The following is a 23573-nucleotide window of genomic DNA, read 5'->3' on the forward strand; positions in this document are numbered from 1 at the left end:
TCACCTCACGACTTCACATACGGCTTTCCTGCTGCCGCAGGGCCACGCACGTGCCCGACGAGACCGGCGACGGCGAAGATGGTCACGACGTACGGCAGCATCAGCATGAACTCGCTGGGCACCGGCGAGCCGATGATTCCGAGCACGTTCTGCAGGTTCGACGCGAACCCGAAGAGCAAGGCCGCCAACGTCGCTCGCACGGGATCCCATCGTCCGAAGATGACGGCCGCGAGCGCGATGTAGCCGGCGCCCGCCGTCATCTCCTTGCCGAACGCGCCGACGGAACCGAGGGTGAAGTACGCACCGCCGAGTCCCGCGATGGCGCCGGCGAGGCAGACGTTCCAGAACCGGGTAGCTGCCACGTTGATACCGACGGTGTCGGCTGCCTGCGGATGTTCGCCGACGGCACGCAGCCGCAGTCCCCACTTGGTCCGGAACAGCCCGAACCACACGAGGGCGACGGCGATGTACATCAGATAGACGATCAGTGTCTGGCGGAACAGCACCGGACCGATCACCGGGATCTGCGACAGCACGGGAATCTCGATGCGCGCGAACCGAGGTGGCGAGTTCAGAGCTTCCGTGTTCTTGGTCAGCACCACCGAGTACAGGAAACTCGTCAATCCGACGACCAGGACGTTCAGCACGACGCCGACGATGACCTGGTTGACGAAGTACTTGATCGAGAACATCGCCAACAGCGCTGCCGTCAGTGCACCGGCGACCAACGCGGCCAGCAGCGCCACGTACGTCGACCCGGTGATCGACGCGACCACGGCACTGACGAACGCACCGGACAGCAGCTGGCCTTCGATCGCGATGTTGATGACGCCGACGCGTTCGGAGATGACACCGCCCATCGCACCGAAGATCAACGGTGTACTCAGCGCGACGGCACCGATCAGCAGACCCGGCACGGGCACGGTTGCCCCTGCGGCGGCCCACGTCAGAAATCCGACGACGAACAGCACGGCGTAGATCGCGAGCAGCCACAGTGGAGTCTTGTTGCGCTGCAGCGCATCCCACGTCGCGTATGCGGTGATCAGAGCGAGCACGACGAACACGGCGATGCCGGTTCCCGATGTCGGCAGCTCTACGGCCGGGAGCTGGAAGAAGTCGTTCTCGCTCGCGAGCGCGAACGTCGTCGTACCCGATTTTGCGCGAAAGACGAACAGTATCAACGCAAGAAGCGTCACGACCCCGAGTATCCCGGGAACCTTCCAGCTCCTGGCGGGTGTCAGGACGTCGGACTTGTCCACAGCGACGGTCACAGTGCCGCCACCTTCGCGGTGTCCGCGCGCACCGCGACCTCGGCACCCGGCGGTGGTAGCCGGAAGACGGCTCGAACCAGCGGCGGAGCAGCGATGAACAGCACGATGACGGACTGCACGACGAGCACGATGTCGATGGGGATTCCCTCGGCGGCCTGCATCGCGAAGCCTCCAGCCTTGAAGGCGCCGAACAGAATGCCTGCGAAGAAGACACCCCACGGTTTCGATCTGCCGAGCAGGGCGACGGTGATCGCGTCGAAACCGATTCCGGCGTCGATGTCGGCGCCGAAACCGGTGGTGACCGTACCCAGTACCTGCGCGACGCCCGCGAGTCCGACGAGCGCACCCGACAACACCATCGCGTAAAGGTACATCCGATTCACGTTGATACCCGCGATGGACGACGCATGCGGATTCTCGCCGACGGCCCGGAAGCGGAACCCGAGCGACGAGCGCTCGAGCAGCCACCAGACGCCGACGGTCACGACCACGACGAGCACGAATCCAAGGTGCAGCGAGTACCGGTCACCGAAGAGTTTGGGGAACACCGCCGTCGACTCCATCGCGGCCGTCTTCGGGTTGTTCTGTCCAGGAGCCTGCAGCGCGCCCGGCGTCCGCAGAAGATACGCGACGAGGTAGAACGCGACGTAGTTCAGCATGATCGTCACGATCACTTCGTGAGCTCCGGTGCGTGCCTTGAGAACTCCCGCGATGCCACCCCATACGGCACCGCCGACGACGCCTGCGACGATCGCCAGAACGAGGTGAAGCCCGGCCGGCAGCTGCAGCGAGAACCCGACCCACCCCGCGCATGCGGCAGCGATCAGCATCTGTCCGCGGCCGCCGATGTTGAACATGCCGACGCGGAACGCAAGAGCCACACCGAGACCGGCGACGATCAACGGCGTCGCGAACGTCAGCGTCTCCGTCAGCGGTCTGATGCCGTTCTCGAAACCGGGGCGTCGGAAGTTGTAGACCGCGCCCTGGAACAACGACGAATATGCACCGGACACCGCGTCCCACACTGCGGAGATCATGTCCATCGGCCGCGCGAAGAAGTACCCCGCGGCATCCTGGACCTGCTCGTCGGTGACGGCGATCAGTACCGCGCCGACGAGAATCGCGAGCAGAACCGCGAGCACCGAAATGATTGCGCTGCCGGTGAATATCTGCCGCAGAACCACATGTGCACGCGAGGGTTCGTGGTGCGCCTCAGCCATGTTCTCCACCCATCATCAATCCCAGAACTTCGCGAGACGTGTCGGCGGGCACGATGCCGACGATCGTCCCGCGGTACATGACGGCGATGCGATCCGCGAGAGCTGCGACCTCGTCGAGCTCACTGGACACGACGATCACCGGGACACCTGCGTCGCGCGTGGCGACGATTCGCTTGTGTACGAACTCGATCGAACCCACGTCGATACCGCGCGTCGGCTGCGACGCGACGAAAAGCCGTAGCTCGCGGCTCAACTCGCGGGCCAGCACCACTTTCTGCTGGTTACCGCCGGACAGTCGCCCGACGGCGGTGCCGACGCTCGGGGTTCGCACGTCGAACTCGGCGACCTTCTCCGCTGCGAACGCGTCCAGATAGTCGCGTCGGATCGCGCCGCGGCGCACGAACGGTTCCCCGGTGGATCGGTCGAGCATGAGATTCTCGGCGATCGTGAATTCACCGACGAGGCCGTGGACGGTGCGGTCCTCGGGAACGAAACCTACTCCGGCGCCGAGCACGTCGTGCACCGACGAGCCGACGAGCGACGTGCCGTCGAGCTCGATCCGCCCGGTGACCCGCTCGATCGCACCGAGCAGTGCCTCGACGAACTCGCCCTGGCCGTTGCCCTGCACGCCGGCGATCGCGAGGATCTCCCCGGCATGGACGTCGAGGCTGACGTCGTCGACCACCTTGTGTCCACCGGCGTCGAAGACCGTCAGGTTCCTCACCACCAGGGCCGCGTCGCCAGGCTGTGCCGGTTCCTTCGACACGGTCAGCTGCACGTCGCGGCCGACCATCAGCGCGGCCAGCTCGGAGTTGGACGCCGTCGGCTCCGCTTCGCCGACGACCTTGCCGAGCCGGATGACGGTGATCCGATCCGCGACCTCGCGAACCTCGCGCAGCTTGTGCGTGATGAACACGATCGTGGTTCCCGACGCGGCGAGCTCACGCATGATGCGCATGAGGTCGTCGGTCTCCTGCGGGGTGAGGACGGCCGTGGGCTCGTCGAACACCAGCACTTTCGCGTCGCGACTGAGTGCCTTGATGATCTCGACGCGTTGCTGCACACCGACGGGCAAGTCGTCGACGCGTGCATCGGGGTCGAGGTCGAATCCGAATCTTCCGGAGATCTCCCGGACCAAAGCACGCGCCGCATCGAGGTCGAGGCGGCCGCCGCTCTTGGTGGTCTCGTGCCCGAGGATGATGTTCTCGGCGACGGTGAACACCGGGATCAGCATGAAGTGCTGGTGCACCATGCCGATCCCGGCGCTCATCGCCTCACCCGGTCCCGCGAAATGCTGTTCGACGCCGTCGAGCAGGATGTCGCCCTCCTCGGCCCGATAGAGGCCGCTGAGCACGTTCATCAGAGTCGACTTGCCTGCACCGTTCTCCCCGAGCAAGCAGTGGATCTCGCCCGATTCCACGACGAGGTCGATGGAATCGTTGGCGACGAGAGATCCGAAACGCTTGGTGATGCCGCGTAATTCGAGCTTCATTACTTACTTGAGACTTACTTGGGCGACGAGGGCGACTCGACGGTGATGGACCCGTCGACGATGCCCGCCTGGATTGCGTCCAGTTCACCCTGCAGAGCCGGATCGACCTGCGACTCGTAGTCGTGGAACGGCGCGATTCCGACGCCTTCGTTCTCGAGGGTTCCGACGTACGGCGTGTTGTCGAACGATCCCTCACCGGAATTCGCGACGACCTCGTCGACGCTCTCCTTCAGGCCCTTCGTGACCGACGTCAGCAGCAGGTCACCGACCGACGGGTCCGACTCGAACACGTCGGCGTCGGCACCGATCAGCGCGACGGGACGCGACGAGTCGCGAATGGCCTGCGCTGCAGACTGGTAGATGGGGCCACCGACCGGGAAGATGACGTCCGCGTTCTGGTCGATGAGGCCCTGCGCGGTGTTCTTCGCGACGGCGTTGGCCTCGAATCCGCCTGTGAACGAGCCGTTCTGGGACGGAACGTCCCAGCCGATGACACGCACGTCGCGGTTCTTCTGCTCGTTGAAGTAGTTGACGCCGTCGGCGAATCCGTCCATGAAGATGGTGACGGTCGGCAGCTGGGATCCACCGAACGTGCCGACGATGCCGGTCTTCGAGAAGCTCGCGGCAGCGTAGCCGGCGAGGAACGCGGACTGGGCGGCGTCGTACGTCAGCGGCTTCACGTTCGGCAGGTCGATCGTCGAGTCGTCGATGATCGCGAAGTCGATGTCGGTGTTCGCCTCGGCGGCAGCCTTGGTGGCGTCGGCGAGATCGAATCCGACGGTGACGATCAGGTTGCAGCCCTGGTCGATGAGGTTGGAGATGTTGGGGTTGTAGTCCGTCGGCGACGCCGATTCGACGGTGATCGGCTCGACGCCGAGCGTGTCCGACGCCTCGGTCAGCCCCTCGAATCCGAGCTGGTTGAACGACTTGTCGTCGAAGCCGCCTGCGTCGGACACCATGCAGGGCTTGAAGTCGCCGGAGGCGCTTCCGCCGGAATCGGATCCGCTGTCTTCCGGTGCGGAGCCACATCCTGCGACGAGAGCGACCGCACCGAGCGACGCGACGCCGCCGAATGCCAGTCTCCGAGTACGTGAACGGGTGACGACGGTCAAGACTTCCTCCATGTTTCGTGCAGACCAGCCGGTCCGCTCGTGGCGGATCAGGCTATCCGATGGTCGATCGTATGTCTGATTCGGGACGCTACTCGTCGCCCGTGACGTCTGCAGGGTTTCCGTTCGTCCGCCCTGTCTTCGGCTCCCCGCCTTCGTAGTGTCCACCGTCACCGAGTACCTCGGCTTCGTCCTCCCGAACCATCACGGCCGGACCTGCGGCGACGATCGACGGATCGGGCGGTGTGCCGGGGCGGACGATGTTGAAGAACACGTTGAGAACGACGGCGACGATGCTGGCCGCGCTGATGCCGGAGTGGAAGATCGTGACGAACCATTCGGGGAACTCGTCCCAGAAGTCGCTCGCCACAACGGGAATGAGCCCGAATGCCAGCGTCACCGCGACGATGACGAGATTGTTGTTGTTGTCGTAGTTCACCTTGCCCAGTGTTCGAATTCCGCTGGCGGCGACGGTGCCGAACAGCGCGATACCCGCGCCGCCGAGAACCGGCAACGGGATGACTCCGACGATCGACGCGAGCAGCGGTGAAAGCCCCAGCAGCGCAAGGACTCCGCCGCCTACCGCAACGACGAATCGAGACTTGATACCCGTCATCGCGACCAGACCGACGTTCTGCGCGAACGCAGTGGCGGGAAAGGTGTTGAAAATCGGGGCAACTGCCGAGGAGATCATGTCGGCACGCAGTCCGTCGCCCACGCGCTTCGTGTCGACCTTCGTTCCGACTACCTCACCCACTGCGAGAATGTCCGCAGTCGTCTCCACCATGATCACGAGGATCACGATCGTCATCGACAGGATCGCACCGACCGCGAAGATCGGCGCTCCGAACGCGAACGGCGTCGGCGCGGCCACGATCGCCGCGTCGCCGACTCCGTCGACATCGGCCTTGCCGAACAGAAGCGCGACGACGGTGCCGACGACCAGTCCCAGCAGAATCGACAGGCGCGAGACCCTGGGAATCTTCGTCAGGATCAGAACGGCGAGCAGGGTGAACATCGCGAGCCCGATGTTGCCGACGTCCAGGTAGTCGGGATTCGGCTGTCCGCCGACCATCTCTTGCCCGGTGATCCACCGCGCCGCGACGGGCATCAGCGACAACCCGATCACGGTGATGATGGAACCGGTGACGATCGGCGGGAAGAACCGGACGACCTTGGAGAAGAACGGCGCGATCACCAGTCCGATCAGCGCTGCGACGATCACTGCTCCGAGGACCGTGCGCAAGCCGATCTCGCCGTTTTCTGCACCTGCGACGATGGTCAGCACCGTCGACACGGAGGCGAACGAAATGCCCTGCACGAGTGGCAGTTGCGACCCGAAGAACGGAACGCCGATGGTCTGCAGTACCGTCGCGAGCCCGCTGACGAACAGGGCGCACGAGATCAGCAACGCCTGATCTCCGGCGGACAGTCCGGCAGCTCCGCCCACGATGATCGGCACTGCGATGACCCCGCCGAACATCGACAGGATGTGCTGCATCCCGTACCCGAACATCTGCAGGACAGGTACCTTCGTGTCCTCCGGCCTCGTCATGGCAGCAAGAGTATGGACCTCGCGTTACGGACGCGGCAGTTCGACGTTTCAGCCGCGTAACCGCTGTGGGGTCTTCGGCCCACGTGCACGAAAATACATAGCGGGCTGTGTACTTTCGTGCACATGGGCGAAGCCCCTACGACTCGATCAGATGCTCGAACGCCTTCAGGTTCGCCAGGGACTCGCCGCGCGACACACGCCACGCCCATTCGCGTTTGATGGACTCGGCGAATCCGAGTTCGAGCAGGACGTTGAAGTCACCGTCGGCGGCTTCGAGCACCTGCCCGAGCACACGGTCGATCTCGTCGGCCGTCACCGCATGCGTCGAGATGCGGCCGACGAGGTAGATGTCGCCGATCTTGTCGATCGTGTAGTGCACGCCGTAGAGCCTGCGGTTTCGCCGCAGCAGGTACTTGTACACACCTTCGAAGTTCTCGTCGGGCTTTCGGCACACGAACGCCTCGACACGCACACCGTGATTGCCGACGGTCAACATCACCGTCGTCTTCAGCTTGCGCTCACCCGGGAGTTCGACGACGAACGCGTTGTCGTCCTTGCGCTGGTAGTCGAGCTCGCGCTCGGCCAACACGGAATCGATGAGAGTGACTGTGCTGCTCATGCTTTGACCACTCCTCGTCGTAGCTTCGAGAGCCCGCGCGTTCGGCGCGGCGAGAATTCGCTGGGTTCGACGTGTCGGTCGAAATGGAACTGCGCCGCCCGATAGCTGTCGAGCAGCCCTTCGGCGGTGTGTTCCCACGAGAATTCGGAGGCGTGTCGCGGTGCAGCAGAAGCCATGCGCGCCAACGCGTCTCGATCCTCGAGCATCCGGCCCAGTGCGCGCGCCCAGTCGTCCGTGCGGTGCCCCTGGACGAGAACGCCGGTTTCACCGGACCGCACGGCAACCCCGAGACCTCCGACGTCGGCCGCGATCACCGGAGTGCCGCACGCCTGCGCCTCGATCGCGACGAGTCCGAAGGATTCGTTGTAGCTCGGTACGGCAACGACATCGGCAGCCCGGTACACCTGCGCCAGCACGTTCGACGGCTGCGGCTGCATGAACGTCACGCGAGCCGAGATACCGAGCTCGCGGGCAAGTTCGATCAAGCTGTCCGGACGGTCGAGCCCACTGCCCGACGGTCCGCCGACGACCAGAATACGCAGTGGCAGTTCGGGTTTCAGTGCGACGACTTCGGCCGCGGCCTTCAGCAGCACATCGGGCGCCTTCAGCGGTTGGATACGACCCACGAATGCGACGACGGTTTCACGTGGATCGATGCCCAATTGTGCTCGCGCCGCGAGCATGTCACCCGGGTTGTACTGGTGCAGATCGGCGCCGGGCGCGACGACGTCCACCGCGTCGGGAGATGCGCCGTAGATCTCGATGAGCTGCTTGGCTTCCTCGGACGTGTTGGCGATCAACCGATCGGCCTCGGCGACGACCTGTTGCTCCCCGATCTGCCGCGCGGGCGGCTCGGGCGCGTCACCCGCCGCGAGCGATGCGTTCTTGACGGCCGCCAGGGTGTGCGCGGTGTGGACCAGCGGGACGCCCCATCGGTCGCGGGCCAACCACCCGACCTGACCGGACAACCAGTAGTGGGAGTGAACGAGGTCGTAGTACCCGGCGTCGTGCCGCGCTTCCTCGCGGAGAACACCCGCGGCGAACGCGCATAGCTGGGTCGGGAGGTCCTGCTTGTCGAGTCCTTCGAACGGCCCGGCGACGATGTTGCGCACCAGCACTCCGGGAGCGGCCTCGCGTACCGGCTCGTCCGACGACGACGTCGCACGTGTGAAGATCTCGACCTGCACGCCACGTTCGGCGAGCTCTTTCGCCGACTGCAGCACGTACACGTTCATGCCGCCTGCGTCACCCATACCGGGCTGCGCCAGCGGAGACGTATGCAACGACAGCACGGCGACCCGGTTCAGCTGGCGTCCACTCACCGCTCCAGTCTGCACGCCTCCACAGTACGGACGTTCACAGACCCCGTTTCAGAGCCCTTCCACGAAGTTCGAAACATCGGCGACGAACCGTTCGGGGTCGGCGACGAAGGGACCGTGATCGACTCCGTCCCAGTACGACGCGGTCACCTTCGGGATCAGCGACGCGGCGTGGCGGCCTGCGGACACGTCGACGACGGTGTCTGCCGTCCCGTGCACCACCAGCGCAGGCACGTCCAGGGTGCGCAGCAGCTCGTCGTGCGAGACGGTCCGGTCGAACAGCGCGGCCCGCACGCGCGGCGGCGTAGCGAGAGTCAGTCCGAACAGGGCCTGCGCCTGCGCGCCCTTGCCCTCCACCGGGCCGGTCAGTGCGTTGCCGAAGCTGCCGAGGGCGCGGATCGCGACACGCGGTTCCTCGGCCATGGCGTCGGGAATCGCTGCCCGCATGGATGTCCCGACGCGGCCGCCCTGCTCGCCGCGGCCGATGCTCGTGATCGCGCCGACCAGGACGACTCCTGCGACGGCGCCGCTTCCGTGCTCGGCGAGATAGTCGCAGATCACGAGTCCGCCGTAGGACCACCCGAGCAGAACGGCGTCCGACGTGATGCCTTCTTCGGTCAGCACCGCGTCGACGTCGCCCGCCCAGTTCTTCGAATCCGCATAACCGGACGTGGGTGCGTCCGAGTACCCGTGGCCACGGAGGTCGACGGCGATCAGTCGGTACTCCTCGGCGAGATCGGCCAGTACCTCCTCACCCCAGCACGCCGACGACTGCGCCCACCCGTGCAGAAGAACGAGCGGCCTGCCCGACGCGGGGCCGGACACCCGGTAGACGATGTTCGTTCCGTCGATTCCGGTGGCCTGACGCACCGGTCCTCTCGCTGCCATGACCGACATCATGACAGCTCACGATCACAGCAGCGAGAGGGGTCGGGTCAAGCAGCTGCGCGACGCATCGACGCCAACGGATCCGAGTACACCGAGCTCAGCGAGACGACCGCCGCCGCGTACTCCTGCACCTTGTTGCCGAAGCCGGTGATGCGAATATCCTTGCGCGGCAACGTCGATGTGCGACCGAATGCTTCCGCCACGTGCGGCAGCCCGGAAGAGTACTCGGTGAACGCCTGACCGCCGAGGACGACGCGGTCAGGGTTGAACAGGTCACGGAGCAATCCGACTGTGCGACCGAGGATCTGGGCACGCTCGACGAGAATGTCCCGGGCACCGGCCGAACCGTCGTGCGCCGCTTGGTAGAGCGCGGCGACGGGAGCGCCCTCGGGGAGCACCCCCTTGTCGATCGCGGCGGAGAGGACCGCGCGATCGCTGACGGATGCTTCGAGGCATCCGCGATTTCCGCACGCGCACAGCGCATTCGAACCGGTAGGCAGGTGCGCGATCGAGCCGGGTCCGGTAGACGGCGTGTGCACGCGACCGTCGATCGTCAGCGCGATGCCCGCAGTCTCACGTGCGTAGAAGAACAGGCTCGTCCCGGTCGGCGGTGCGTCGGCGCGTGCCGGGGTGAGCAGTAGCTCGGATGCGGCCATCGCCTCGACGTGACCGGACACCGAGACCGGCAGGCCGAGTCCGCCGCCCACGATCGCGCCGACCTGGGCGCCTTCCCATCCGAGACGAGGATGGTCGACCGAGCCGGTGGCTGCGTCGACGCGTCCACCCAACGCGACGCCCACCCACAGCGGAGTACGACGGTGCCACCGCGCTGCGAACGCGGCAGCGCTGCGGGTGATCGCGTGGAGCGAGACCTCGGCGGATCCGCTAGGCGTCGGGATTTCGACGGCGCCGAGAATGCGACCGCGGAGGTCGCTGACCACGATGCCGGTGACGATGGCACCGATGTGGATGCCGACCGTCGAATACGGCTCGTGGTTGACCTCGAACGGTACGCGCGGACGGCCGATGGCACCGGACGTCGTCAGGTCCGCACGCTCACGCAGCAGACCGGCCCCCAGCAAGGAGGCGACCTGACGGTTGACCGTCGCGATACTCAAACCTGTTGCACGAGCGGCAATGTCGCGGGATATAGGACCTTCGACCGAGGCGACTCGAAGGACGGAGGCAGCGGGGTTGTCCGCAATACGCAGATCGGGTGCGACGACCTGAACCCGGTTGCGCACGGCCGGCCGCGCGGTGACGGACGACGAGCGGGTCCCGCGCAGAGACTTGGCGGGAGACGTGATCGGAAGAGTTGCAAGTGACACGTGTTTTGTCCTCGGCAATAGACCCGTACGAAAGAAGACGGGTGGTGCATGAATCGGTCAGAGCAGCACAGAAGAAGTGCGAGCACGCCGTCGCGAACGAACTAGCGACAGGCTCCGAAACCGGGACAACACAGCTCACGAGGAAGAGGCAGCCGAGAACCCAGGGCAGCGGTCACGTAGGTGACACGCAATGCTGGCGAGTGGCTGGACATGACCGCAAAGTTAGCACTTCCGCGAGCGATCACCAATCCTGGCCCCTCCGGTAGGAAACGTCTGATACTAGAATTCTGGGCATGACATTGTCCGAACAAATCTCTCCCGACGCCCGTATCGCCGTTGTCACCGGAGCCAGCTCGGGCATCGGTGCCGCCACCGCACGCCAACTGGCCGAGCAGGGCTACCACGTCGTCGTCGGGGCACGTCGCGTCGACCGACTCGAGAAGCTCGCCTCCGAAATCGGCGGCACCGCACTGCAATTGGACGTCACCGACGAGGATTCGGTCGCCGCGTTCACCTCCGTCATCCCTCGCGTTCACGTGTTGATCAACAACGCGGGTGGAGCGAAGGGACTCGCGCCCGTCATCGACGCCGACCTCGACGACTGGCGCTGGATGTGGGAAACCAACGTTCTCGGCACGTTGCGCGTCACGAAGGCTCTGCTGCCCAAGCTGATCGAATCGGGCGACGGACTTGTGGTGACCATCACGTCGGTCGCAGCGTTCGAGGCGTACGACAACGGCTCGGGATACACCTCCGCCAAGCACGCGCAGGCGGTGCTGCACCGCACGTTGCGCGGCGAACTGCTGGGCAAGCCCGTCCGACTCACCGAGATCGCGCCGGGAGCCGTCGAGACGGAGTTCTCGCTCGTGCGCTTCGACGGGGACGAGTCCAAGGCCGACGCGGTCTACAAGGGCATCACGCCGTTGGTCGCGAAGGACATCGCCGAGGTCATCGGCTTCGTGGCGTCGCGCCCGTCGCACGTCAATCTGGACCAGATCATCATCAAGCCGCGGGATCAGGCCGGCCCGGGGCGTTTTCACCGGGCGTAGGCGCCTTCGGCTCTCGTGAGTGAAAATGTATAGGTCCCTATACATTTTCACTCACGACGGCCTATAGAGCCGACATGGACTCCCAGCTCGGCCAGTCGATCGCCCAGTCGTACAGATCCCCGTCGGCCGCCGAGAGGTCGATCGACGTTCCCGTCACCTCGACCGGATCGCCGTACATCGCGATGCCGAAGTACTGCTGAGCATCCTCGGTCGACAGGTTGATACATCCGTTGGTGACGTTCGACGCCCCCTGTACGCCCGTGGTCAACGGGTTCGCGTGGATGAATTCACCGTTGTTGGAGATGCGGACCGCCCATCGTTCCCGGACGTTCTCGTAGAACGGCGGGTTCGACATCAGGAAGTCCTCGTGCTTCTCGGTCACCACGTGGATGCCGCTGCGCGTGACGTTGCGAGTCTCGTTGCCCTCGCCGTAGCTGACGGGGATGTCCATGACGGTCTGGCCGTCGCGCACCACCTGCATGCGGTGACTGGTGGCCTCGGCCTTGACGATCTGGCTGCGGCCGATCGTGAAGTCCAGCGTCACGTCGTCGGCTCCGTATGCACCGTCGCCGTACGCGACGCCGTACAGATTCGCCTGCACCGACACCGTCGTACCCGGCGCCCAGTAGTTCGTCGGACGCCAGTGCACGCGGGAGCCGTTGTCGTCGGGGAACCATGCCCACGCACCGGGCGTCGGCGGGTTGGTCGTGACCGTCAATGCCTTCTCGACAGCGGCCTTGTCCTCGATCGTCTGGTCGAACTGCAGGATGATCGGCGCAGCGATGCCGACTTCCTGGCCGTCGCCGATATTGGTACTGACCGACGTCCGACTGTCCGGCTCGACGGTCGAGAAACTTCCCTCGATGTCGACGCTCTTGCCGTCGGTCCCGATGGCCTCGCCCGCCCACGTGTACGTCGAGCCGTAGCCGAGCGGCTCGGTGATCGAGTACGACAGCTTGTCCGGCGTCAGCGCGCCCTGGACGACCTTGCCGTCGGGGTTGGTCAGCGTGACGCTCTGGAGTGTTCCGTCCTTCACCGACACCGAGATCGGCGCGATGGGACTGATGTCCTCGGCACCGTCGATCGGGTTCTGCGTGACCTGGGCTACCGGCGGCGCCTCGGTCGTCGAGGCCGCGCTACCGGTCGATCCGTTGTCGGAGCCGATGGTGCACCCCGCGACGAGTGCCGCCATGGCCGCGATCGCTGTGACCAGCCACAACAACCGCGTCCGATTTGTCCGTTCTACCTGCTCATGCACGGTTTCCAACGTACTCGCGGGAAATCATGCGACCACAATCCAGACAGGGGCTGCGGTCGGATTCACACCGAATTCACAAGTGAAATCGGACATTTCATACAAACCCATGTGTCCGGAAATACATAGTGCCTTCGGGTCGTTCCGCAGGCTCCACTCCTTGCCGCTATGTATTTCCGCGCACATGGGCGCAGCCCCTAGAGCTTGGTCGACCGCAGCTCGTGCCCCTTGGACGTCAGGCATCGGCCCGTGTCGAGGTTCCAGTCCCACCCGTGCAGGTTGCACGTCAGCTTGTTGCCCTCGACGATGCCGAACTTCGACAGGTCCGCCTTCAGGTGCGGGCAGCGACGCTGGATCTCGTAGCCGTCCTTGACGATCGTCGCGGTGTCGTCGTGCGCTTCGGCGAACCAGCCGTCGGCGTACGCGATGCGCTCGTCGGTCAGACACTTGAAGAACGTGTACAGGAACTCGTTGTAGCCGCCGACGCGTCGCGCGCGGAACCGCGTCGACAGGAAGATCGAGTTGACCCAGTCCGGTTCCTTGTCGCGTACGGCGGTTCGCACGAGCTCCGGCGCGATGGTGAAGCTGTAGCGGAAGCGCTCCTTCAGCAGAGGTTCACGCACGATCCGCTTCGGGAAATCGAGTACGACGGTTTCCGCCCCCAGCATCAGGGCGACCGGGTAGCCGATGCCGTCGCAGATCTGGTCGGTCTGAATCATGATGGGCTCGAACAACTCTCGCAGCGGTTCGAGCAACGGCTCACCCTCGGCCGGTGCCCATGCCGCCTTCTCCGCGGCGATGACGCCTGCCTGACGCTGCGCGAAGTCCTCGATGTACTGCGCTTTGCCGGTGGTGAAGATGGCCTCGACCTCGTCGACCGGAATGGGATGCTCGTGCGAGACGAGTTCACTTCCGGAGAACGTCGACGTCGTGCCGGGGATCTGCAGCAGTCCCTTGTCGTGTCCGTTGCGACGCATCTGGTCCAGGAAGACCATCTGGTCGGGGAAGATGTTCGACGGGTCGTCGTACACGTCGTTCAGGAAACGAAGCTCGTCGTCGAGGAAACACGGCGGGCCTGCCGACGGGATGACCCACGTCGCACCGATCTGCTCGATGTACTGACGTGCGCGGTCCATCTGGCGCTGACGCTTCTGCTCGCCGAACGCCTTCTTCGCGCGCTCGACCATGTCGTACACCATCGGGTACCAGATGGCCCCGGAGTACTGCAGCATGTGCACGTCGACGTGGCCGAATTCCTCGGTGAGTACGTCCAGGTCCACAGGCCGGGCGTCGTTCATGTTGAACGCGACGGTCTTGCCGTCGGACACGACGAGACCGGAGTCGCCGATCGGGCCGTCGGCGGGCGCGCGCAGCGCGATGATCATGATGTCGAGGTCGCCCTTGGGGCCGGAGACGCGGTGCTTGACCGAGTCGGTCGTCTCGACGAACTTGTGGAAGCCGAGCTTGATCAGCTCGTTCTTCAGATCCGGCACCGGGTAGTCCGGCAACAGGACGGTCGTGTCCTTGTTGACGTGCTCGGCGAGGTTCTTAGGGTCGAAGTGGTCCTTGTGCAGGTGCGAGACGTACAGGTAGTCGCAATCACCGAGCGCGTCCCAGTCGAGCTGCGTGTTGTCCGGGAACGGGAACCACGACGTGAAGTACGCCGGGTTCACCCACGGGTCGCACAGAATGCTGCCCGCATCGGTCTGAATGTGGAAACCCGCGTGCCCGACACTGGTGACCTGCACTGAAAACACTCCTTCTTCGTGAGTGAAAATGTGTAGCGCCCGTGGTCGCTCCGCAGGCTCCGCTCCTGACCGGCTACACATTTTCGCTCACAACGTTGACCAACCATCGTAAGCGCTGAAATCAGGCCAGCGAGCAGCCGACCAGATCGCATTCCGGCACAAGTGTGATCCCGAACTCGGCTTCGACCCCGTCACGGATGTGCGACGCCAATGCCATGACGTCGGCCGTGGTCGCACCTCCCCTATTCGTGATCGCCAGAACATGTTTCGTCGACAACGCGACGGTGCCGTTGCCGAACTCGGTGCCGTACCCGTGCGCGAACCCGGCGTTCTGGATCAGCCACGCGGCGTGGATCTTGATGCCCGACGGGTCCGGGTACTGCGGCGCCCGTGACGCGCTTTCAGGGATCTCCGGCAGAACAGGATTCAAGAAGAACGAGCCGACGCTCCACGTGTCGTGGTCTTCGGCGTCGAGCACCATGCCCTTCTGCCCACGCAGGTCCAGCACTGCCTCGCGCACGTCCTTGGCAGGCACGGTGTCCCCGATCGTCACCGCGAGGCGATCCGCCAGCCCGGCGTACCGCACCGGATCCGACGCCCCGGAACGCCGGAGGCGCATCGTCGTGTCGAGGATGACGTACCGCGTCGAATGCTTGAACACGGACTGCCGATGCAGCCCGAAACCGCATCGCTCGGGACCCCAGACCGACGTCTCACGCGTCTCACGGTCGTACACGGTCAGCGATTCGAGCACATCGGACGTCACCGTTCCGTAGGCACCGACGTTCTGCACGGGCGTCGCACCGGCGAGGCCGGGAATTCCCGACAGCGCCTCGAGACCTGCAAGACCGTCGTCCAACGACCGTGCGACGACGGAGTCCCACCGCTCACCTGCCGCGACCCACATCGAGTCCCCGTCCACACGCACACCCGACGTCTCGACCTTCACGACGAGGCCGTCGAAGCCCTCGTCGGAGACGACCAGGTTGGAACCGCCGCCGACCAGCAGAACAGGGGTTCCCGACGCGTCGGCGTCACGCACGAGGGAGACCAGCTCGTCGGATGTCCTCGCGACGGCGAATTCACGGGCCGGGCCACCCACGCGCATCGTGGTGAGACCGGAAATTGCGGTAGGCACGGGAGCCCAGGGTACCCTCCCGCGTATGCCTCGCCCCATCGCGCACAGCGCGTCCGTTCCCGCATCTGTCGACAAGGTGCATGCCGCGCTCGTCTCCGAGCAGTACTGGAAGGACCGCGTCGCCGACATCGGCGGACCGGGTGCCGAGCTGGTCAGCATCACCGCGATCAACGGAACCATCAGCGTCGTGATCTCGCAGTCCATCCCCGAGGACGAGCTGCCTGCCGCGGTCACCGCGTTCAAGAAGGGCCCGCTCGTCATCGAGCGCAGCGAGTCGTGGGGACCGTTCGGCGGGAACCGCGCCGAGGGCAAGTTCGGCGCGACGGTCGAGGGCGCCCCGGCGTCGATCTCGGGGACGACGCTGCTCGAGGGCGACGCGACGTCGTCGACGCTGTCGCTGTCCGGAACCACCGAGGTCAAGATCCCGTTGTTCGGCAGCAAGATCGAATCGATGATCAGCGAGCAGGTCCTCGCCCTCATCGACAACGAGCACGAGTACACCGGCAACTGGATCGACAAGAACCTGTAGCAGACCGCACTCGGAACTGCCGGTACCCTGGTCCGCTATGGCGCGCCGCATGAACTACTCAGCCCGGTTCACCTACTCTCCCGAGCAGGTGTACGCCGCTCTGTCCAGCCGTGATCACTGGGACGCTCGCATCGAGGAGATGAAGAAGTACTCCCACAACGAGTTGAAGAGTTTCGAGGTGACCGGCGACGGCATCGACGTCGTGATGCATCACATCATTCCGAGGACCGAGCTGCCGGACATCGCGCAGACGGTGATGAAGAAGGACATGGTCATCACCCGCAACGTGCACTTCGATGCGTTCGCGGAGGACACCACCGAGGGCCACTACGACGCGTCCATCCCGGCGGGCCCCGGCAGTCTGAAGGGCACGACGACCCTCTTCGCCACCGAGACCGGATCGACGCTACGGACGTCGTCGGAGGCGAAGGTCTTTCTGCCGTTCGTCGGCGGCAAGCTCGAGCAGCTGATGTTGGTCAACCTTCGCGACCTGTGGCGCGGCGAGGGCGAAGTCACGGCCGACTGGCTTGCCAAGAACAACTAGCTCGCCGAAGCCGCAGGGCACGATCACCCGCGGCACCACCGGAATCAACCGGCTCAGGCGCAGCGATCGCTGGCTGACGCACAGCCCCTCGGTCCGGCGCGTCCTGATGGATGCGCCGGATCCTCTCGTCGTCGACCTCGGGTACGGCGCGCGCCCGGACACGACACTCGAACTCGCCCGACGCCTTCGCACGATTCGGCCCGATCTGCGCGTCACCGGCCTCGAGATCGACCCTGCACGCGTCGTCGACCCCGTCGAGAACGTGCACTTCGCTCGCGGCGGGTTCGAGCTCGCCGGGCTACGGCCGAATCTCGTGCGGGCATTCAACGTTCTCCGGCAGTACCCCGAAAATGCAGTGCCCGACGCCTGGAGCCGCATCCTGTCCGGGCTCGCACCCGGCGGTCTTCTCGTCGACGGCACGTGCGACGAGCTGGGCCGACGCTGCGCGTGGGTACTTCTCGATGCCCACGGACCGCGGTCGCTGACGCTCGCGTGGGATCCCTTCACCGTGGATCGGCCGTCGGACATCGCCGAGAGGCTCCCGAAGGTGCTCATCCACCGCAACGTGCCCGGCGAGCGGATTCATGCGCTGCTGCAGAGCGCCGACCGAGCATGGTCGACAGCCGCTCCCCTTGCACCGTTCGGACCGCGTGTGCGGTGGCGTGCTGCGGTGGCCGGACTGTCGCGCGAGGGCATTCCCGTCGTGACGCATCGTCGACGTATGCGCGACAACGTGCTGACCGTCCCGTGGGATGCGGTCGCCCCCGGACGCTAGGTGCAGGCCGACAACGCCAGTTCGATGCGTTCCGCGACGCGGTCGGTTCCGCCCGTCGCCTCGGCGTACAGCACCGACGGGTCGACGCGTCCGATCGCCACGGCGTCACCGACGACCTCGTCGAGCGTGATCTGTGAGATTCCGCCCGCCGCGAGGTCCAGAACCGTCCGCACCGGCGTCGTCATCCGGAAGGTGCCGGTGGACTCGATGTCGTGTGGCGTCAGTTGCAGCCGGTGCACTGCGAGCCGCGTGTCCGCGAGCCGCAGATTGGTGTACGCGGACACGTGAACGAACTGCGGATGCAGGTGCCCGAACCCATGCAACTCGGCCGCGCTTTGGTGTGAGATGACCGCATCTCCGCCGAACCAGGCGCACCACATCGCGAAGTGCTCGAGATCGTTGTGGGGCCAATCCGACAGCCTGCAGAGGTTGCGTTCGACCTTCGTCCAGTCTCCCGCAACGATATTGGCGTGCACCGACGAGTGCTCGTACCCGAGGCGCTCGGCCTGTTCGGTGGTGAAGTATCCATCCTGGCTCGCGGCCAGACGACGCAGTTCGAGGGAGCTCGGACGTGTGGTCATGCAGCCAAGAATACGACACGATGTGTTGCACATCACAAGAAAACGGATCGAATCGTCGGCCATCGGAGATTCACAGAGCTCTTTCAGACTTTTCGGGAAGACTGCTCGGAATGACACGAAGCAAAGCTCCACTGATTGCGCTGCTCGTCGTTCTCGTACTGGTCGCCGCGCTGCTCGGCGGGGAACTGTATTTCCGTCAGCAGATCAAGTCGTGCCTGGCCGGCCAGCTGGAAAGCGAGATCGGCAGTTCGGTCGACGTCGGGATCGGGTGGAAGCCGGTCCTGCTGTCCCTCGTCGACAAGCAGGTGTCGTCGGTCACCATCGACAGCAACGACGCACGTTTCGGACCTGCAGAGGGGATGGTCGTGCACGCCGAGATCAACGACGTGAACCTGCAGCAGAGCGCCGACTCCAATGGCACGATCGGCAGTTCCAGCGCCGACATCGACTGGTCCACCGACGGCATCGCCAAGACGCTGCAGTCGCAGGGGATCGGCGCCCTCGTGTCCGGTGTGACGGCGGATCAGTCGGCGGGCACGCTGTCGTTCGCGGTTGCAGGCCTCGCACAGTTGACCGTGAAGCCTCAGATCAACGGTGACCGGGTCGAGGTGCAGACCGTGAACGCGTCGATCCTCGGGCTCGGCATTCCGACCGACCTCGTCGACAGCATCGTCGGCGTGCTGACCGACAGCCTGCAGCAGTACCCGCTCGACATGAAGCCGACGTCGCTCACCGTGACCGACAACGCAATTCAGCTGCAGTTGCAGGGCGGTCCGTACACGATGCCCGCCGCGCAGCCCGGCCAGGCCGTGCCGGAACAGCCGGAAGGCTGCAGTCTCGTCGCTTAGGTCACGCCGTCGAGAACCGCCCGCGTCCCGGACAATCCGAGGCGCGTGGCGCCTGCGTCGATCATCGCCAGGGCGGCGTCCGTTGTTCGGATGCCGCCGCTGGCCTTGACGCCCAATCGCCCTCCGACGGTGTCCGCCATCAAGCGGACCGCCTCTACGCTCGCTCCCCCGGCCGGATGGAAGCCGGTGGACGTCTTGACGAAGTTCGCGCCCGCACGTTCGGCGGCGCGACATGTCTCCACGATCGCCTCGTTGGACAACGCTGCCGATTCGATGATCACCTTCAGCACCGGTGACGGTCCGATCGCTTCGCGGACGGTCAGGATGTCGGACAGCACGGCGTTGTAGTCGCCCGCCACGGCTGCCCCGACGTCGATCACCATGTCGATCTCCACCGCTCCCTGGTCGACGGCGAGACGTGCCTCGGACCCTTTGACGAGCGAATGATGCTTGCCCGACGGGAATCCCGCGACGGCAGCGACGACGAGGCCATCAGCACGGACGGGCAGCATCGACGGCGAGACGCACACCGCGAGAACGCCGAGTTCGAGGCCTTCCGCGATGAGCGCGGCGACGTCGTCGGCCGTCGCCTCGGGCTTGAGCAGCGTGTGATCGACCATGCGGGCCAGGGATGCGCGAGTGACAGACATGAGACCACCCAACCACAGCCGCGCGAAGCCTAAGCTCGATGCTTATGTCCGATTCCCCTCTCGCGCAGACCTTCAATTCCACGAGCAGCGAGTTCGACCGCATCACCCCACTCCTGTGGGGTCCTGCCGGCCAATCGCTTGCGTTCGCGCTGGAGCTGGCAGCCGGTGACTCCGTGCTCGACGTCTGTACGGGCACCGGAGCGTCGGCGATCCCGGCAGCGCAGGCAGTGGGACCGGACGGCATCGTCCATGCGATCGATCTCGCCGACGACCTCCTCGAAGTCGGTCGACTGAAAGCGACGTCGGCCGCGCTGCGCAACATCGATTTCGTCTGCGCCGACGCCACCGAATGGGAGGCCCCGAGCACGATAGACACCGGGTACGACGCGTTGGCCTGCAGTTACGGGATCTTCTTTCTCCCGGACATGGACATCACGTTCTCGCGGCTCGTCGGCCTCGTGAAGCTCGGTGGCCGCGTGGGCGTCACGGTATGGAGGAAGGGCGCGGTCAAGGAGTTCGGCGACGCGTATTTCGAGGTCATCGAGCGGCACTCCCCCGGGGGCGGGCACACCGGTCCTCTGTCGCGCACAGGCTACGAGTCCAACCCGCTACGCCGAGTCGAGACCTCGGAGACGCTCGCCGCGTGGCTCGAAGCGCAACGATGCGAGTCAGTTCGCGTCACCGAACTGTCCAATCACGTGCCCGCGACCGAGGAATTCGTCTGGAACTTCGTGCTCGGCAGCGGATTCCGCGGCGCATTGAGCGGGTTCGACGACGCAACGAGGGACACGATCCGCGCCGAGTTCCTCGAACTGCTCACCGCCCGCGGTATCGATTCGGTCGACGCGACGACACTGGTGGCAACCGGTGTTCGGACGGCCTGAGAGAATCGAGCCATGAGTTCAGCAGGTGTCGCCGACGACCGTCGTTACGTTCTGTCCCTCGGATGCCCCGACCGCACGGGCATCGTCGCCAAGATCTCGACGTTCCTCGCCGACGTCGGCGGATGGATCGTCGAAGCTGCCTACCACGCAGATCCGGACACCGGATGGTTCTTCACGCGCCAGGCTGTTCGTGCGTCGTCGGTCGGCATGAGCATCGAGGAACTGCGCACCCGGTTCGAAGCCGTCGCCGCCGAGATCGGCCCGGAAACCGAATGGGCACTGGAGGATTCGGGCCAGCGCAAGCGCGTGGTCATCCTCGTCAGCAAGGAAGCACACTGCCTGCACGACCTGCTCGGACGCGCAGCGGGCGGCGAACTCCCGGCCGAGGTGTCCGCGGTCGTCGGTAACCACAAGTCACTCGAACCGGTCGCGCGGGCGCACGGTATCCGCTTCCACCACGTCGAATTCCCGAAGGATCCGGCCGAGCGCGGACCGGCGTTCGAGGAGGTGCGCTCACTCGTCGACTCCTACGACCCGCACGCCGTCGTACTCGCCCGCTTCATGCAGGTCCTGCCCGAGGAACTGTGCGAGCACTGGGCGGGCAAAGCGCTCAACATCCACCACAGCTTCCTGCCGTCGTTCGTCGGTGCGCGTCCGTACCACCAGGCCTTCGCGCGAGGCGTCAAGCTGATCGGTGCGACGTGCCACTACGTGACCGCAGAACTCGACGCAGGCCCGATCGTCGAGCAGGACGTCATCCGCGTCGACCACTCCGACGAGGTCGCCGACATGGTCCGGCAGGGCCGCGACATCGAGAAGCTCGTGCTGTCCCGTGGGCTGCGCTGGCACCTGGAGGACCGCGTCCTCGTGCACGGGAAGAAGACGGTGGTCTTCAGCTGATCCCATGTGCGCGGAAATACATAGCGGGCTATGCATTTCCGTGCACGTGCGGCGAAGCCGCCTTACAGCGTGCGCAGCCGGAGAATCTCCGCGTTGACGTCGTCGATCGCCTCGACCGAGCTCATGTGTCCGATCCCGGGCAACTCGATGAGCTTGCTGAGGTGGTCGTGCGAGTCCAACGCGTCCGCGAGCCTTCGGGCATGTACGGGCGGCGTCAGCCGGTCGGCCGTTCCCACCAGCACACTCGTCGGGACGCTCATGTTCGACAGCGCCTCGTAGATGTCGAGGTCGCTGAGCGCAGCACCCCAGATGCCCCGGGTTCGGGGCGCGCATTCGAGGACGATCTTCTCGCAGAACGCCACCTCGGCCGGCGTCGCGCTCGGTGCCATCGAGACGTACTTGATGGCCTGACGCGTCACCGACGACGGCCGCAGCGGCACCGCCGACTTCAGCACGACGCGACCGACCGGCACCGGAACCCGCGGGAACCGATTCGGCAGCGGAATGACGGTCGTCTCGCGCACGAGGCTGTCGGTCGCGGTACTGGCCAGCAGAATCGCGCTGACGAGCGTGTCGACCTGCTCCGGGTACCGGCCTGCCCACGCCATGACGGACATGCCACCCATGCTGTGCCCGACGAGCACAGCCTTGTTGTCCTCGGTCACGGTAGCGGCGAGCACGTCGGCGAGGTCGTCGGCGAGAACGTCCGGCCCGAGCAGCCGCGTCCCGACGTCGCTGCGGCCATGTCCGCGCTGGTCGTAAACGATGACCTGGTAGTTCTCGGCGAACGCGTTGATCTGAGGAGTCCAGAAGTCCGCGGAACACGTCCAGCCGTGACTGAAGACGATCGGAGGAGAGTCGGGGTCACCATAGACGCGAACGTGCAGCTCGGCACCGTCGTCGGTGACGACCGGTACGACGCGCGACTCGAACGTCGGCACGTGGAGAAGTGCGTCGGGCTTCAGGATCGATCCGGGCTGCGTCGGAACACGCGTGGTACGACGACCCACCAGCACAGCCCCGATACCTGCCGCTGCCGCGAGTACGCCGGCTCCGACGAGTGCGCCTCGGGCAGCTTTCCGTGTGACCACGAACTGTCTCCTTCCCCTCAACTCGCCTGGTCGTCCGCCGACCCGGCGTTCTCACCGAACTTGGTGACGATCTCTTCCATCGTCAACGTGATCCGGTGGTCCATTGCTTCCGCGAACAGAGCTGTGACCGTCCGGTGTGCGAGAGGCCTCAGTCGGTTCACCAGTTCGGCGACGTCCGCGACCGTTCGTGCATCGGTGTCGAAGGGATCTTGGTCTCCGGAGACGAATCTGTCTGTGATCAACGCAACAAAACGATCGGCGACGTCCTCGAGGTCGCGCCTGACACCCTCGGTCTCGTCGAGCGTGTGGGCCAGCGGAATCCCCGCCGCGGACAGCAGTCTGGCGGCTTCCACCAGCAACGGATTGTCGACGCGAATGCTCTCGCCTTCTTCGGAGAGAACGCCGAGTTCGACACCGCGTCGCACATCCGCGTCGGACACAGGGGAACCGAACATCGCGTCCATGTCGGCGCGCGTGAGGTGATGCGGAATGTCCGATGCCGACGACGCCCCGGTCAGCACGTCCTCGACGCGCATGCCGTACTGCGCAGCTGCCAACAACTCACTGATCGTCGCGAACGTGTACCCGCGGTCCAGCATGCGCGAGATCAAGGCCAACCGCGCGAGATGAGACTCGTTGTACCAGCCAGTGCGCCCCTCCTTACGCGGAGGCGGAAGCAACCCTCGATCCTGGTAGACACGCACGTTCCGCACACTGACACCGGCACGACGTGCCAGGTCGTCGACGCGATACTCGATCATGCATAGACGATAAGCGTCG

23 protein-coding genes are annotated in these 23573 nt (G+C 65.2%); 7 read left to right on the plus strand and 16 right to left on the minus strand.

Going from position 1 to position 23573, the window contains the following annotated elements; translation table 11 throughout:
- Nucleotides 1-5 precede the first annotated feature (5 nt).
- The 9 genes from CHB96_RS23040 to CHB96_RS23080 all read right to left on the minus strand — a co-directional run bounded on the left by CHB96_RS23040 (nucleotide 6) and on the right by CHB96_RS23080 (nucleotide 10801).
- The gene (locus CHB96_RS23040; protein WP_089250660.1) at nucleotides 6-1271 is read right to left on the minus strand and encodes an ABC transporter permease; all 1266 of its coding nucleotides are present in this window, start codon (nucleotides 1269-1271) and stop codon (nucleotides 6-8) included.
- Nucleotides 1268-2491 (minus strand): ABC transporter permease, encoded by a 1224-nt coding sequence (locus tag CHB96_RS23045; protein WP_245866067.1) that lies wholly within the window; start codon nucleotides 2489-2491, stop codon nucleotides 1268-1270. Before CHB96_RS23045 ends, CHB96_RS23040 begins: the two co-directional genes overlap by 4 nt.
- A complete protein-coding gene (locus CHB96_RS23050; RefSeq protein ID WP_089250664.1) occupies nucleotides 2484-3983 on the minus strand; it encodes an ABC transporter ATP-binding protein in 1500 nt (499 codons plus the stop codon). The genes CHB96_RS23045 and CHB96_RS23050 overlap by 8 nt, the downstream gene beginning before the upstream one ends.
- A 14-nt stretch (nucleotides 3984-3997) precedes the next feature.
- Nucleotides 3998-5095, minus strand: coding sequence for a BMP family lipoprotein (locus CHB96_RS23055; RefSeq protein WP_245866068.1), 1098 nt, complete (start codon nucleotides 5093-5095; stop codon nucleotides 3998-4000).
- Nucleotides 5096-5183: 88 nt separating this feature from the next.
- Nucleotides 5184-6647, minus strand: a complete 1464-nt coding sequence (locus tag CHB96_RS23060) for a nucleobase:cation symporter-2 family protein (RefSeq protein WP_089250668.1) — start codon at nucleotides 6645-6647, stop codon at nucleotides 5184-5186.
- A gap of 136 nt (nucleotides 6648-6783) precedes the next feature.
- A complete protein-coding gene (locus CHB96_RS23065; protein WP_089250670.1) occupies nucleotides 6784-7266 on the minus strand; it encodes a type III secretion system chaperone family protein in 483 nt (160 codons plus the stop codon).
- Nucleotides 7263-8603, minus strand: a complete 1341-nt coding sequence (mshA, locus tag CHB96_RS23070; protein ID WP_245866070.1) for a D-inositol-3-phosphate glycosyltransferase — start codon at nucleotides 8601-8603, stop codon at nucleotides 7263-7265. Before mshA ends, CHB96_RS23065 begins: the two co-directional genes overlap by 4 nt.
- A 33-nt stretch (nucleotides 8604-8636) precedes the next feature.
- Nucleotides 8637-9473, minus strand: coding sequence for an alpha/beta fold hydrolase (locus CHB96_RS23075; protein WP_089250742.1), 837 nt, complete (start codon nucleotides 9471-9473; stop codon nucleotides 8637-8639).
- A gap of 47 nt (nucleotides 9474-9520) precedes the next feature.
- Nucleotides 9521-10801 (minus strand): ROK family protein, encoded by a 1281-nt coding sequence (locus tag CHB96_RS23080; protein ID WP_371829045.1) that lies wholly within the window; start codon nucleotides 10799-10801, stop codon nucleotides 9521-9523.
- A 293-nt stretch (nucleotides 10802-11094) separates the two neighbouring features.
- On the opposite strand from CHB96_RS23080, the gene CHB96_RS23085 reads away from it, so the two are divergent.
- The gene (locus CHB96_RS23085) at nucleotides 11095-11850 is read left to right on the plus strand and encodes an SDR family NAD(P)-dependent oxidoreductase (RefSeq protein ID WP_089250674.1); all 756 of its coding nucleotides are present in this window, start codon (nucleotides 11095-11097) and stop codon (nucleotides 11848-11850) included.
- A gap of 61 nt (nucleotides 11851-11911) precedes the next feature.
- On the opposite strand, the gene CHB96_RS23090 is transcribed toward CHB96_RS23085, so the two are convergent.
- The 3 genes from CHB96_RS23090 to CHB96_RS23100 all read right to left on the minus strand — a co-directional run bounded on the left by CHB96_RS23090 (nucleotide 11912) and on the right by CHB96_RS23100 (nucleotide 15991).
- Nucleotides 11912-13108 carry a L,D-transpeptidase gene (locus tag CHB96_RS23090; RefSeq protein ID WP_176444452.1) on the minus strand — a complete coding sequence of 399 codons (1197 nt, stop codon included), beginning with the start codon at nucleotides 13106-13108 and terminating at the stop codon, nucleotides 11912-11914.
- Between the two features lie 194 nt (nucleotides 13109-13302).
- The gene (locus tag CHB96_RS23095) at nucleotides 13303-14853 is read right to left on the minus strand and encodes an MBL fold metallo-hydrolase (protein ID WP_089250678.1); all 1551 of its coding nucleotides are present in this window, start codon (nucleotides 14851-14853) and stop codon (nucleotides 13303-13305) included.
- A 121-nt stretch (nucleotides 14854-14974) separates the two neighbouring features.
- Nucleotides 14975-15991: a UDP-N-acetylmuramate dehydrogenase gene (locus CHB96_RS23100; protein WP_089250680.1), complete on the minus strand. Its 1017-nt coding sequence runs from the start codon at nucleotides 15989-15991 to the stop codon at nucleotides 14975-14977.
- A gap of 25 nt (nucleotides 15992-16016) precedes the next feature.
- Here CHB96_RS23100 and CHB96_RS23105 point away from each other — a divergent pair, with 25 nt between their 5' ends.
- The 3 genes from CHB96_RS23105 (at nucleotide 16017) to CHB96_RS23115 (ending at nucleotide 17839) form a co-directional block, all read left to right on the plus strand.
- Nucleotides 16017-16520 (plus strand): DUF2505 domain-containing protein, encoded by a 504-nt coding sequence (locus tag CHB96_RS23105; RefSeq protein ID WP_089250682.1) that lies wholly within the window; start codon nucleotides 16017-16019, stop codon nucleotides 16518-16520.
- Nucleotides 16521-16557: 37 nt separating this feature from the next.
- On the plus strand, nucleotides 16558-17064 hold the full coding sequence (locus tag CHB96_RS23110; RefSeq protein ID WP_089250684.1) for a DUF2505 domain-containing protein: 507 nt from the start codon (nucleotides 16558-16560) through the stop codon (nucleotides 17062-17064).
- A 106-nt stretch (nucleotides 17065-17170) separates the two neighbouring features.
- Nucleotides 17171-17839 (plus strand): class I SAM-dependent methyltransferase, encoded by a 669-nt coding sequence (locus tag CHB96_RS23115; RefSeq protein WP_089250686.1) that lies wholly within the window; start codon nucleotides 17171-17173, stop codon nucleotides 17837-17839.
- Here CHB96_RS23115 and CHB96_RS23120 read toward each other — a convergent pair.
- Entirely contained in the window at nucleotides 17836-18420 is a 585-nt protein-coding gene (locus CHB96_RS23120; RefSeq protein ID WP_089250746.1) for a type IV toxin-antitoxin system AbiEi family antitoxin domain-containing protein, read from the minus strand. The two genes, CHB96_RS23115 and CHB96_RS23120, sit on opposite strands and share 4 nt — an antisense overlap.
- Nucleotides 18421-18530: 110 nt before the next feature.
- Here CHB96_RS23120 and CHB96_RS23125 point away from each other — a divergent pair, with 110 nt between their 5' ends.
- Nucleotides 18531-19268, plus strand: coding sequence for an LmeA family phospholipid-binding protein (locus tag CHB96_RS23125; protein WP_176444454.1), 738 nt, complete (start codon nucleotides 18531-18533; stop codon nucleotides 19266-19268).
- Here the strand turns inward: CHB96_RS23125 and deoC are convergent.
- Nucleotides 19265-19918: a deoxyribose-phosphate aldolase gene (gene deoC, locus CHB96_RS23130; protein WP_089250688.1), complete on the minus strand. Its 654-nt coding sequence runs from the start codon at nucleotides 19916-19918 to the stop codon at nucleotides 19265-19267. The two genes, CHB96_RS23125 and deoC, sit on opposite strands and share 4 nt — an antisense overlap.
- 44 nt (nucleotides 19919-19962) lie before the next feature.
- Between deoC and CHB96_RS23135 the strand changes: the two genes are divergently transcribed.
- Both CHB96_RS23135 and purU read left to right on the plus strand, forming a co-directional pair.
- Nucleotides 19963-20802: a class I SAM-dependent methyltransferase gene (locus CHB96_RS23135; protein WP_089250690.1), complete on the plus strand. Its 840-nt coding sequence runs from the start codon at nucleotides 19963-19965 to the stop codon at nucleotides 20800-20802.
- A gap of 12 nt (nucleotides 20803-20814) precedes the next feature.
- A complete protein-coding gene (gene purU, locus CHB96_RS23140) occupies nucleotides 20815-21702 on the plus strand; it encodes a formyltetrahydrofolate deformylase (protein ID WP_089250692.1) in 888 nt (295 codons plus the stop codon).
- A gap of 62 nt (nucleotides 21703-21764) precedes the next feature.
- Here the strand turns inward: purU and CHB96_RS23145 are convergent, their stop codons facing one another.
- Together CHB96_RS23145 and CHB96_RS23150 are read right to left on the minus strand one after the other, a co-directional pair.
- On the minus strand, nucleotides 21765-22793 hold the full coding sequence (locus CHB96_RS23145) for an alpha/beta fold hydrolase (protein WP_089250694.1): 1029 nt from the start codon (nucleotides 22791-22793) through the stop codon (nucleotides 21765-21767).
- A 17-nt stretch (nucleotides 22794-22810) separates the two neighbouring features.
- Nucleotides 22811-23554, minus strand: coding sequence for a MerR family transcriptional regulator (locus CHB96_RS23150; RefSeq protein WP_089250696.1), 744 nt, complete (start codon nucleotides 23552-23554; stop codon nucleotides 22811-22813).
- Between the last annotated feature and the right edge of the window lie 19 nt (nucleotides 23555-23573).

It is taken from the genome of Rhodococcoides kyotonense (assembly GCF_900188125.1).
In the GTDB taxonomy this organism is placed as follows: domain Bacteria; phylum Actinomycetota; class Actinomycetes; order Mycobacteriales; family Mycobacteriaceae; genus Rhodococcoides; species Rhodococcoides kyotonense.

Excerpts from the sequence above, each read along its gene's own strand:
- CHB96_RS23045 (WP_245866067.1), bottom strand. The coding sequence starts at position 2,491 with ATGGCTGAGGCGCACCACGAACCCTCGCGTGCACATGTGGTTCTGCGG.
- CHB96_RS23050 (WP_089250664.1), bottom strand. The coding sequence starts at position 3,983 with ATGAAGCTCGAATTACGCGGCATCACCAAGCGTTTCGGATCTCTCGTC.
- CHB96_RS23060 (WP_089250668.1), bottom strand. The coding sequence starts at position 6,647 with ATGACGAGGCCGGAGGACACGAAGGTACCTGTCCTGCAGATGTTCGGG.
- CHB96_RS23065 (WP_089250670.1), bottom strand. The coding sequence starts at position 7,266 with ATGAGCAGCACAGTCACTCTCATCGATTCCGTGTTGGCCGAGCGCGAG.
- CHB96_RS23075 (WP_089250742.1), bottom strand. The coding sequence starts at position 9,473 with ATGGCAGCGAGAGGACCGGTGCGTCAGGCCACCGGAATCGACGGAACG.
- CHB96_RS23085 (WP_089250674.1), top strand. The coding sequence starts at position 11,095 with ATGACATTGTCCGAACAAATCTCTCCCGACGCCCGTATCGCCGTTGTC.
- CHB96_RS23105 (WP_089250682.1), top strand. The coding sequence starts at position 16,017 with ATGCCTCGCCCCATCGCGCACAGCGCGTCCGTTCCCGCATCTGTCGAC.
- CHB96_RS23110 (WP_089250684.1), top strand. The coding sequence starts at position 16,558 with ATGGCGCGCCGCATGAACTACTCAGCCCGGTTCACCTACTCTCCCGAG.
- CHB96_RS23115 (WP_089250686.1), top strand. The coding sequence starts at position 17,171 with ATGGATGCGCCGGATCCTCTCGTCGTCGACCTCGGGTACGGCGCGCGC.
- CHB96_RS23120 (WP_089250746.1), bottom strand. The coding sequence starts at position 18,420 with ATGACCACACGTCCGAGCTCCCTCGAACTGCGTCGTCTGGCCGCGAGC.
- CHB96_RS23125 (WP_176444454.1), top strand. The coding sequence starts at position 18,531 with ATGACACGAAGCAAAGCTCCACTGATTGCGCTGCTCGTCGTTCTCGTA.
- deoC (WP_089250688.1), bottom strand. The coding sequence starts at position 19,918 with ATGTCTGTCACTCGCGCATCCCTGGCCCGCATGGTCGATCACACGCTG.
- CHB96_RS23135 (WP_089250690.1), top strand. The coding sequence starts at position 19,963 with ATGTCCGATTCCCCTCTCGCGCAGACCTTCAATTCCACGAGCAGCGAG.
- purU (WP_089250692.1), top strand. The coding sequence starts at position 20,815 with ATGAGTTCAGCAGGTGTCGCCGACGACCGTCGTTACGTTCTGTCCCTC.
- CHB96_RS23150 (WP_089250696.1), bottom strand. The coding sequence starts at position 23,554 with ATGATCGAGTATCGCGTCGACGACCTGGCACGTCGTGCCGGTGTCAGT.